The 10,921-nt window shown below is 38.9% G+C and carries 9 protein-coding genes; 2 read left to right on the top strand and 7 right to left on the bottom strand.

What is annotated here, in order from left to right; all coding sequences use genetic code 11:
- The 4 genes from recA to AAG807_RS03290 all read right to left on the bottom strand — a co-directional run.
- A partial coding sequence (recA, locus tag AAG807_RS03305; RefSeq protein ID WP_341900756.1) for a recombinase RecA occupies positions 1 to 610 on the bottom strand: 610 nt, incomplete at its 3' end.
- Between the two features lie 80 nt (positions 611 to 690).
- Positions 691 to 1,149 carry a thioredoxin-dependent thiol peroxidase gene (bcp, locus tag AAG807_RS03300; RefSeq protein ID WP_341900755.1) on the bottom strand — a complete coding sequence of 153 codons (459 nt, stop codon included), beginning with the start codon at positions 1,147 to 1,149 and terminating at the stop codon, positions 691 to 693.
- A 148-nt stretch (positions 1,150 to 1,297) separates the two neighbouring features.
- Positions 1,298 to 2,872 (bottom strand): hypothetical protein, encoded by a 1,575-nt coding sequence (locus tag AAG807_RS03295; protein ID WP_341900753.1) that lies wholly within the window; start codon positions 2,870 to 2,872, stop codon positions 1,298 to 1,300.
- Between the two features lie 261 nt (positions 2,873 to 3,133).
- On the bottom strand, positions 3,134 to 4,021 hold the full coding sequence (locus AAG807_RS03290) for a TIGR01777 family oxidoreductase (RefSeq protein WP_341900751.1): 888 nt from the start codon (positions 4,019 to 4,021) through the stop codon (positions 3,134 to 3,136).
- Positions 4,022 to 4,125: 104 nt separating this feature from the next.
- On the opposite strand from AAG807_RS03290, the gene AAG807_RS03285 reads away from it, so the two are divergent.
- Positions 4,126 to 4,920 (top strand): hypothetical protein, encoded by a 795-nt coding sequence (locus AAG807_RS03285; protein ID WP_341900749.1) that lies wholly within the window; start codon positions 4,126 to 4,128, stop codon positions 4,918 to 4,920.
- Between the two features lie 102 nt (positions 4,921 to 5,022).
- Here AAG807_RS03285 and AAG807_RS03280 read toward each other — a convergent pair whose 3' ends face one another.
- A complete protein-coding gene (locus AAG807_RS03280) occupies positions 5,023 to 6,009 on the bottom strand; it encodes a bifunctional phosphoglucose/phosphomannose isomerase (RefSeq protein WP_341900747.1) in 987 nt (328 codons plus the stop codon).
- 124 nt (positions 6,010 to 6,133) lie between these two features.
- On the opposite strand from AAG807_RS03280, the gene AAG807_RS03275 reads away from it, so the two are divergent.
- Positions 6,134 to 6,646: an acyl-CoA thioesterase gene (locus AAG807_RS03275; protein ID WP_341900745.1), complete on the top strand. Its 513-nt coding sequence runs from the start codon at positions 6,134 to 6,136 to the stop codon at positions 6,644 to 6,646.
- 253 nt (positions 6,647 to 6,899) lie between these two features.
- Here the strand turns inward: AAG807_RS03275 and AAG807_RS03270 are convergent, their stop codons facing one another.
- Both AAG807_RS03270 and AAG807_RS03265 read right to left on the bottom strand, forming a co-directional pair.
- Positions 6,900 to 7,505, bottom strand: coding sequence for a hypothetical protein (locus AAG807_RS03270; protein ID WP_341900744.1), 606 nt, complete (start codon positions 7,503 to 7,505; stop codon positions 6,900 to 6,902).
- 104 nt (positions 7,506 to 7,609) lie between these two features.
- The gene (locus AAG807_RS03265) at positions 7,610 to 10,723 is read right to left on the bottom strand and encodes an IS66 family transposase (protein ID WP_341900742.1); all 3,114 of its coding nucleotides are present in this window, start codon (positions 10,721 to 10,723) and stop codon (positions 7,610 to 7,612) included.
- Between the last annotated feature and the right edge of the window lie 198 nt (positions 10,724 to 10,921).

The raw sequence follows: 10,921 nt of genomic DNA, 5'->3' as shown, positions 1-10,921 counted from the left end.
CGATCTTATCGCGCAACTGGTTGATGAAAATACAGCAACATTTTGCTTTACTGATCGAACCTGTCAACTTGCGAAGTGCTTTAGACATCAAGCGGGCTTGTAACCCCATTTGGGAATCACCCATTTCTCCTTCGATCTCCGCTTTTGGTGTCAATGCTGCCACCGAGTCAATTACCAATAAGTCAACCGCTCCGGAACGAATCAAGCTATCGGCGATTTCCAATGCCTGCTCTCCGTTATCCGGTTGGGAGATCAATAAGTTCTCCACATCAACTCCTAATTTTTGGGCGTAAAACTGATCAAATGCGTGTTCCGCATCAATAATCGCAGCAATTCCGCCTTGTTTTTGCACTTCTGCAATCGCATGAATTGCCAGTGTTGTCTTACCTGATGATTCAGGTCCGTAAATTTCAACGATTCTTCCTTTTGGGTAACCATTCACTCCAAGAGCTATGTCCAATGTAATTGAACCTGAAGGAATCACCTCAATTTCTTCAATTGCATTGTCTCCTAATTTCATTACAGATCCTTTTCCGAAAGTCTTGTCTAACTTTTCCATTGTTAGCTGAAGTGCTTTCAATTTTTCCGGGTTGATTTCTCTAACTGCCATATCGTTTAATTTTAAATCGTTTTGTTATCGTTTCTGCAAATATATACCCAGTAGGTCGTAAACTACTTACGATGTTCCGGTCATCCTAAATTTAAAATCTCCTCACCGTGAATTTTGGTGTTCGGTTTCTCAATAATGTGGGTAATTACTCCCTCTTCATTGATGATAAATGTTGTCCGATGAATCCCATCGTATTCACGTCCCATAAACTTCTTCGGACCCCAAACTTTAAACGCATCGATCATTTTCCGTTCAGTATCCGCCAGCAATGGAAAAGGTAAGCTAAACTTTTCAATAAACCGAGCGTGCGCCTTCTCTGTATCCATACTTACTCCCAAAATAGAATAGCCTGCATTTTTCAATGCCTGGTACGAATCTCTTAAACTGCATGCTTGATTCGTACAAGCCGGCGTATTGTCTTTCGGGTAGAAATAAATCACTACTTTTTTGTTTGCAAAACTTTTATTCGTAATCGTTTCTCCATTTTGATCGGTTCCCTGAAAATCAGGCATCCGGTCACCTACTTTTAATTCTGTCATCTAATTGTTGAGTATTTAAACGTTTATTTGACGAATATGTAATCAAAAATACAACTTATTTTTAAACTGACAAGTTTAACGTGTGTTTTTTGCTTATTTTTTCGTCATTTGGTTTTACTGAGCCCTTAAATTGGACCAAATTTCGTTGTTATTCAGGGAAATAGACGCTCTGACCTGTTTCCTGTTCCAATAGGAATTTACTGCGGATCACTTCCTGAACCGGTCGTTTTTCAACTTTGCATTCCAGCCACGAAATAATGTCGAGGTAAAGGAATGGGCGTTTTTCGTAAGGAAGTTTCGACAATTTCACCAATTTCCCATGCAAAATGCGGAATGCCCGCATCAACGACTGGTCATCAGCAAAAGGAAGCTGGCGCAGGAAATTCAGGATTTCATGCTGCACTCCGTGCAAATCTCCCATATTCCGAAGGAAACGGTAAACGGATTTGATCTGGTAATCCAACAAATGGTCGTCTGTTCCCAATTCGAAATGAGCAATCAGGTTCAGGATCCGCGCAAATGCCTGGATATCTTCCCGGAGCGAAACATCTTTCAATTGAATGATCCGGTTCAGATACTTGATAGCCATTTTATTGTCTCCGTTTCCGAAATACAGACACGCTACCTTATAATAAAGGATCATGATCCGGTGATTATCCAACCGATCTTCGTGATCTGAAATGAATTGCTCCACTTTCGGAACAATTTCAATCCCTTCGGAGAAAGTTCCGCACAGATAATAATAATTGATCTTTGCCGTCAGCCAATACATGCGGTGCAACAAGGAGATGTTTTCGTTTTCACGGTCCCCTAAGTCTGCACTCTCAAGTTTCTCAATGGATTCCAGTAAGCGCTTATGATTTCGTAAATTGAACAAGGCATTCTGCAAATTGTATAAGCCTTTCAGATACATTTCGCGGTAATGGTCTCTCACATGTGAATGATCTTCAAAAAGTTTCACCCACAAACTGGCATACTTGAAGCACATCAGGAATTCCTGCGTGATGTAATGATACCAAACATACGCATTGTACAAGTGCATCTTCTCTTCAAAGTTCAATTCCGCAATATTGTACTCCGGCAAACGCTTAGCGAAGAATTCCTTTACGAAACGGTAATCCTTTTCATCCCGCACAAAACCTACTTTGACATTCAGAGCATAGAGTTGCAAGGATAAATTTGAAAACTGGATACTTCCCTGGACATGTTTGCTCAGAACTCTGCTTTCAGCAGTCAATTCATCAGCCCGGGAAGATACACTGCGGGTGATGTGTTGCGATTCAATGAACTTTTCAAAATCCAGGATCTCCAGATGCAATACGGTCGATTGAATCTTGATGGCATGTTGCTTGGCTTTCTCCAATAGCTTCAATGCCTGATTGTAAAATCCTTTTTCATACAGAATCAATGCGTGATCCATGGATTCCCGAATTTCAATCGCTGGCAAATGCGGTGCATGCTGAAGTCGCAGACTTGTCAGTAATTGCTTGTATAAATGAGCTTTGATATTTGAAAGTTGGCTCTTCTTCAATCCATTGATTTTGGAAATTGCCAATTCATCGGAATAATTCTCTGTTTTATCAATAAAATCAAACAATTGCAAATACTTTATTTCCTCCTGGGAAGAAGAATTCCGATTCGCATAAAGCTTAAAACTTCGCTTCTCAGCCTTAGATAGGGAAGAAATCAAGCGAACTAAACTATCTGTTGATCCTGTGGACATTGTAATTTTTAGCTTAAAATAACGTTTGTATATTGTTGACTTACAGTGTGTTAGTTTGAATTGATTTGTGTTTGGTTATCGTAAATATCGAAAACATTGATTTCGATTTATTCCTGTCTTATTACATCTTTGTTCTGTTCGAGTGACTTTCATAGTCATTCCTCTTAAAAAGTACTCATTTGAGTAACAGGAGTAGGGGTGCTCTTGTTTTTTCGATTAATAGCAAAAAAATCCTTTGTCTTTTGGCAAAGGGTTTTTTGTTTATCCAAAAATACGTTGAATTGTTGAATTGAGATTTCCATGTTGGAAAGAAAATCCTTCCGAGTGAATTTTCTCGTTGGAAACGGTGTTCCCGTACAAAAGCATCACTGCCATTTTACCAAAAAGAAGCCGGACAATAAACTTCGGAACGGAAGGAAGCAATCTCTTTTTCAACGACTTGGCGATTAGTTTCGTCAGCTCTTTGTTCGTGGTGTTTCCTGCTGAAGCGTGGTAGGCACCCTCCAATCTGTTCGCGATCACCAGTTCAAATATGCTGTAAAGGTCTTCAGAATAGATCCATGGAATTGCTTGTTCACCGGAAGCCAAAACTGCTCCAAAACCTTTCTTTATCGGGTTTGCCAATTTCTGCAAAGCTCCTCCCGTTTCGCTTAACACCACGGCAATTCGAACTTTTGAAACCGTGCAGATTGCTGAAAACAGATCAGCGGCCTTTTCCCATTTTCGGGTGATGTCCGAAATCAGGTCATTCCCAAAAGAATCGGATTCCTTGTAAACCTTTTCAGGATGTTCAAATCCATAGGCAACCGCACCTGATGCAGATACATATTGTTTTAATTCTGTCGACTTCTTGAACGATTCGAACAGAAACTCAGTCGTGTTCACCCGCGAATCGTAGAGTTCCTGAATTCGCGATTTGGTCCATCTTTTAGCAGCCAACTCTGCTCCGCACAGATTGATCAGCGTACTGGTCCCTTCAATCGCAGACGGATCGATTGTTTTAGCTTCCGGATCCCAATTCAGGAAAAAGCGTTTCAAATCTGTTGTTTTGCGGGTCAGGACCCAAACCTCATTGCCTGCTTTTCTCAAATGATCCGCCAAACCTGTCCCAATTAATCCTGAACCGCCGGCTATTACAATCTTTTCCATGTGTCGTTTTTGTTTCGATCCCTAATTTAAGCGAAAAAAAGGAGGACATTTGTTATAAACCTGTTACTTTTACAAGTCACGTCATTTTGAAAGAAACAAACCTTATGAAAAAGTATATTTTCCCTTTATTACTTCTCGGATTGGCATCTTGTGGTTCTGATAATTCCAGTGAGAACAAAACCGAAGATAAGAAAGTCATTGTGAAGCATTTCAAAAATGAAGCTGAAATGGATGCACATGTTTTGGAATTAAAGAAAATCACTGAATCTGCTGATTTACTTGCCAATTCCCTGCATTATGAAAAAGGGGAGGAAGGCATCATGATCGAAGTAATCGGACATTTGGATTCGGCAACTGTATTGCAGATCCTGGAAGAGCAATTTTCAGATGGGAACGGAAAATCAAATGGGAAACGTTTTTACTACCTGAACAACGGCTTACCTTTCGTGACACAAGAACTAATCGATTATGTGGATGGTGCTAACGAAGCTGTTTTCATTGACCGTGTTTCCTATTATGATGAAAAAGGGAAAATTATCAAGACAAAAGAACGACGTGCTTCGTTTGAAGATGATATTAACAACATGAGTTATAAAGCTGCCCCTCTTCAACCGATCAGTATGAATCGGGCCATGGCTGCATTGAAATCAGAAAAGGAATTTGCAACAACCTTCCAGGGTTTTGTACATCAGGATATTTTCAGCTACCTCATCGTCGGACCGAATGATCCGAACGGATTCACTTCCGCATTGCGATTGGATTACAAGGATGAACTGATCAATACGCTTTCCGGTAATGAAGACATGTACATGGGTTCTACGCTCCAGGTGAAGTTTGAAATCCACACGGATCGCGGATTCAGGTTCCAGGTATATGCGGGTGGAAAACTGGTAGACTAACACTTCGACTACGCTCAGTGTCCCTTCACTATTTATTTCTGTAATGAAGTCTGTTTAAAAAGCTGACTGAGTCCTCCGCGCCGGAAAGTCAACTTCTCACTTCTATTTGATTTTCCCCAACTCGGCTTTCAGATAATCGATGATCTCAATTTCAATCGGGTCTCCGTGTTTCAAGTCTGATAAATAAAGGGAAATCCAATCGATCAGGTGGATCAGGTAGATACTCTTTTCAACCGGAGTGGATCCTTTTGCCGAAATCGTTTCAACCTTATCTGTTTTTGATTTGGTACGTTCAATGGAAATATCAAAACGTTTCTGGTTGCGCATCGACAAATCTCCTGTTTGAATAAACAAACAAGCATAGCGATTATCTCCTCCGCCCCATCCTACTAGTTCGTTGTGATTCATTTCAGGAATGACATGCTGCCAGCACAACTCTTTTGAATTCTCATTGAATTGCTGTTTCGCTCGAATGGTAATCGCTTCATATTCCGAACCTGCGTAAACGACAATCGTTCTTTTTTGAAGTTCGTGTGCCACACGCATCGCTTCAGACTTGATCTCAACCGAATGAGAATCGATCAGGTTTTTCCCGTTTGAAATTTCATCCAGGATCGTTGGGTGAGCGTATCCTAATTGAAGAAAGATATTACTTAATTGTACCAGCGAGAAAGCCAAAGCCGTTCTTGGTGGGTTTCCACCGGGAACAACTATGTATTGGTAATTATTCGATTTGCAAAACTCAGCCAACTGTCCTCCGGAACAAATTCCGATGATCGTTGCACCTTTTTTCTTTGCGTCTTCTAAAGAAAATAAGGTCTCTTCAGTATTTCCCGAATAAGAGGATCCGATCACCAAGCTATGCTTATCCACAAATGCCGGTAAAGAATAATCCTGAATGGACAATACCGGGATTAAGCAGTAATTTTGAACCCATTGAGCCACAATTCTACCGCCGATTCCGGATCCGCCCATGCCACAAATGACAATATTTCGAATGTCCTGAGTTGGTTTAGCAAATGTTGCCCCAGCAGCGATTTTTAAAGCTTCACTGATGTTAGACGAAAATTCCTGAATGAGTTTTTCCATAATTCCCTTTGAAGTTTGTAAATATAGTAAGGCTTTTTCTAACTAGCGGAATTTTTTGAATTCTGATGGCATTCTTATTCCGGGCTCACGTTAAATAAGTGTACTTTTACCAAAAAAAAGGAAAATGAAGCCTCGACATGCATCGGAAACCCTAGCCATTACTACAAAAGTTGTTCTACCGAATGACACCAATACGCTGGGAAATTTATTTGGAGGTCAGCTACTGGCCTGGATGGATGAAATAGCGAGTGTTTCTGCACACCGGCATTGTCACCGCGTAGTCGTTACGGCAAGTGTGAACAACGTGAGTTTCAATTCTCCGATCAATCATGCATCTATTGTTACTTTGGAAGCGAAAGTTTCCCGCGCATTCAATTCTTCCATGGAGATTTTTGTGGATGTATTTGTGGAAGACAACATCACGGGGAAACGAAGCAAGTCGAATGAGGCGATCTATACCTTTGTAGCGGTTGACCAACACGGTGGTCCTATCCAGGTTCCCGAGTTGATTCCTGAAACGGAAGAAGAGATCGAACGTTATGAAGGCGCTTTGAGAAGAAAGCAATTGGCTTTGATCCTGGCGAAGAAGATGAGTCCGAAAGACGCTACTGAGTTGCGGAAACTCTTTACTGATTAATCTTAGATTTCCTCCTCCTTTATCCCCCTCCAAAGGGGGAAATTACAATTGATTAAACGATTAAAAATCAGCATATTCCATTGATAAAAATGAAATCGGGTACTAAAAAGGGTATAATTGAACTCCTAACGATTCTAGAGGATTCTAAATAATCCTTTGAAATCCCTCGAATTCCCGTTTTAAAAACAAATCAAGCTTCAAATTCGAAATATAGCAATTATTGGTTTATTCTTCTTTTAATACTCCAAAACGATCACTCTACTCCAAGAATTTTCTGGAAGTTTTCTTCTAACTCCTTTTTAATTTTTGGAACAGTTTCTCGGATTGATACTGTTGCTTTTCTGACATTTTCAAATTGCATTTGAGGAGAAATATTTCCAAACGTGTAATGGAAAGTGAGATCGGAGTATCCATATCTCAGTTCTTTGATTATCTCATCAATGTATTTACAGGTTTCATCATTAAAATAAAGCTTGTTTGTCAAATAGTAATCAAACAACAGATTACCCGATTCTCCTGCTTTTTGAACAGTTTCAATTTCTTGTTTTTTTATTTCTTCAGGGGTCATCCCAGTAACTACTTTCCATGAAATTATTTCACCCATATCTCTATGAAAATTACTGAGTAATGAATAAATTTCTTCTATCCGTTCTATTCTCTTCTCATGTAATTTGCTCGCTTTTTGAGAAATTAAGGATAATTCATGCTTGTACAATTCTGCTCTATTCGTAAGTTCAAGCTCATAAGACCTTAAATTTTTATCTAGGTAATTTTGCCCTAATTGCTTAATTAGCCAAGTAATTAATGTTCCAATTATCCCGACAAATCCAATCTCTTTTAATACTGTTTCCCAATTCATTATCCCGTTTCATTGATTTATTAAACAAATTTCGTTGTAATAAACGGTCTTTCAAAAAGTGTTAGGTTTTTGCTAACAGAAATGGAGTACAATACTTTTCAAAATTAACCTCTTCCATGAAAGTCAGCAAAGCTTACCCATTCATTGCGACGATTGTAAAACGCATACGGATTCTTCGGAATGTTCTCCGGAATAAAGCCTAATCCATACAATTCCCGAAAATGATTCATTGATCGAATATGTAACGGTTTCAATAACGTCTTTGCTTCTGTATAAGTGCAATAATTTTTGCATTGATTTGCAATGCGATCTGTTCCAAGGAATTTACCCCAACCTTCAAATTCTGTTATATAAGCTTGGCTAGGATCAGAAGGAATGGTTTCAGGGCGTTGACCACTTTTTCTCCATTCGTAGTATTCATGTTGTGTCTTTATTCCCAATGAACGGATATACGTTTTAGCCTGTTCATAGGTCATTCGTTTTTTAGGTTGTTGACCTTGATTTCCAGTTCCAAGCCAATCACCCAAATCTATCCAGCCAGTGTATTTGTACTCTTTCTCAGGACTTGCAGGAATAGTTTTTGGACGTTTTTCACTTTTACTCCATTTCCAATATTCATCACGGTTCTTTAGTCCTAACTTACGCATATAGGTTCTCGCTTTTTCGAAAGGCATGAAACTGAACCCAATCCAGTCATGCCAACTTTTCCATCCGTCATTTTTATATTTTACCTCTGGATTTGCAGGAATAAATGATGGTCTTTTCCCCAATTGCTTCCATTCTGTCCATTGCTTTTTTCGCTCAAAACCAAGTTTTCTAGTATACATTCTTGCCTGAGAAAATGGTAAAAATCCAGGCATATCAGCTTCAGGGATTTTTTGCCACAACCCCGTTTTTCCTCTCAATACATCAAGAAATGAAAGACTTCTGTAACGACAGGTTTGTGAAATACTCAGCATCTCTAAATATTGCCGAATTCCATTTTCATTCATTTGACCATTCGTACCTCTGCGATGCATTGCAACTGCCTTGACGGCGACTTCTGCATTATTGTTATTCCATGGTACATTGTCATGATGTAAAAAAGTCCAGTATTCTGACCAGTTTTTCTTTAGACGCTTGATACATTTAACCGCAAGTTCACTCTCATATTGAGTTTCCAAAAATTTGTGGACAAACTGCTCTGTGTCTTTCGTATGCTTTTCAAGGTACTTTTTCTGCAATCCATAACGGTCAACCGTCTCTACGATTCGCTTTAATAAGCTACCAAATTCATTAACAAGTAATTTATATTCCTCATCAAAAGGGTTCTTGTGTAGATCGTCATTGAGATCCCGAATCAAATGAATCAAACATTTTTGTCTTTTCAGATTAAGTCCGTCATAACCAGCAAATGAATCTGTGATAATCACACCTTGATATCCTTTCAACCATTCTTTTAAAAAGTCGGCTTCCCGATTGAAAGTAAAATGATAGTAGACAGAATGTGTGGTAGCAAAAGCCCAAACATATCCTTTGTCTTTGGATAATTTGAATGAAGTTTCATCCATGTGCAAAAATGGGCTATTGAAGACGGTTTTCTTGACATAATCCACTTCTGGTTGCCATTTCAACCACCATCTACCTTTGGAGCGAATCAGGTACACGTAAAACATTTCTATACCAAATTGTTCATAAAGCATTTTGCAAATCATATCGTGGCTCACATGATAATTGACATAAAGGTTAACCGCCCATGCAAAGAGATTATCACCATAATGAAACATGCGCAGAGTGCCGTTGTTATAATTGTTGTTACATTTCTTACACTTCGCTTTCATTGACCAATACTGTACTATGTGTTGCTGAACACCCCAAGAGGTGAATTTAAGATCGGTCTGAATTTTACTTTTCCATGTTGACTTTAACTGGTAAACACGTGTATTCCCGCACTTGGGACATCTTTTCAATGGTTGTGCAAAAACTTGCTCATGTACTTTAGTCGGGTTCCATCTGGGTATTCCTCTTTGTGATTCCTTTTTTACCATCGTCCCTCCACTCAAGACAGAAGTTGAACCTTTTTTATTTCTCCAATAAATTCTGTTCCGTTGATAATCAAAATATGCTGCTTTGTTGATATAGTTGTAATCGTCATTGAATTCGTTGCTTTGAAATTTATACGGGCTTTGCCGTTTCATTTCAACCACTTGTGCTATGTTCTCCTTTTCAGCACCAGTTGCCAGCAATTGAATCCATTGGGTGACTTTTTCAAGCGCATTGCAATCATCACAATTGTATTGAATCAGTTGATCCTTCCATGTGTTTTCTTTGCTTGTTTCCCATTGTTCACGCCATGTTAGACTGTCCAATCCTGTAACTCCATCAACTTGCCATGCAAAACCAACGTGATTAGCAATTTCCTTCAATCCATTACTGTAAGTTGGTGGGTAAATGTATGTCCTGAAATAGCTCAATACGTTGACCATTCTCCTTTCAATTTTGGTAAACAACGCTGTAGGCAGTTTAGGGTATTTTTTAATTACACTCTTGAATGCCCTGATCTCATAACTCCCATAATGGAAAATCGGAACATCTGGATATTCATTAATCAATCTGAAAAATTGATCGAAAATGGTTTCTTCCCCTTCTTTGCTGTCTGCCCAAAAGGAGAATATTTTATCCTGTTGATTTTCCTGTTTAATCTTTACTCCGATAAGATAGATTGAATTGTCCTTTGTGCCTTCAAAATCAATGTAGATACAATTATTCAAGTCCAGAATTTCGGGCAGATACATTACATAAGTTTTCTTTTCCCTTATAGCAAGTGCTTTCAGTTCCCATAAATAGGCGGTCGCCATAGTTGGTTTTCTGCTTCCTCTTCGTCTCGGTCGAAAAGTATGAGATAACTGAAGTATTGAGAAAATTCCTTTTTTATTGTATTTAGAAATCGTAATTAAGGAGATGTTTCCAAGCAAACTAATACAATCACGTTCTTTAAGTTTCGAATGACAATAGGCTTTGTACTTACATTCAGGGCAATGTTTATTTTGATAAAAAGGTGGTGGTTCTTCTTTAGTAATTAGCAATTGAGCATCCGAAATTTTTCTTTGGTTATAGGTCGTTAGTTTTCGTTTAGAAGTTTCTAAAACAAGCTTTGGCTCGCTTTCTTCACGAGCCAATTGCCACGCCTTGTATGAACAATGTTGCATGGCATCCAGTACAAGTGTACTCGGTTCCATCTCCTTTGTTGTTAGCTCAAAAAGTTACAACGTTTCTTATGACTGAGCAAATATGATCTTAAGTTTAACTTAATTATTTTACATTTGGTTTGCCGATTCACTATCACAGTTCTATGAATTTATCAATAAACCGACTGCCAAATTTTCGCATTCCTTCGAATCATTTCTGCAGAAAATGTGCTAATTCGTAACTATCTT

The sequence above is a fragment of the Fluviicola taffensis DSM 16823 genome (assembly GCF_943372375.1).
Classification (GTDB): domain Bacteria; phylum Bacteroidota; class Bacteroidia; order Flavobacteriales_D; family Crocinitomicaceae; genus Fluviicola; species Fluviicola taffensis_A.
The sequence above is the reverse complement of the archived record's forward strand: the minus strand, read 5'-3'. Positions and strand labels throughout refer to the sequence as shown.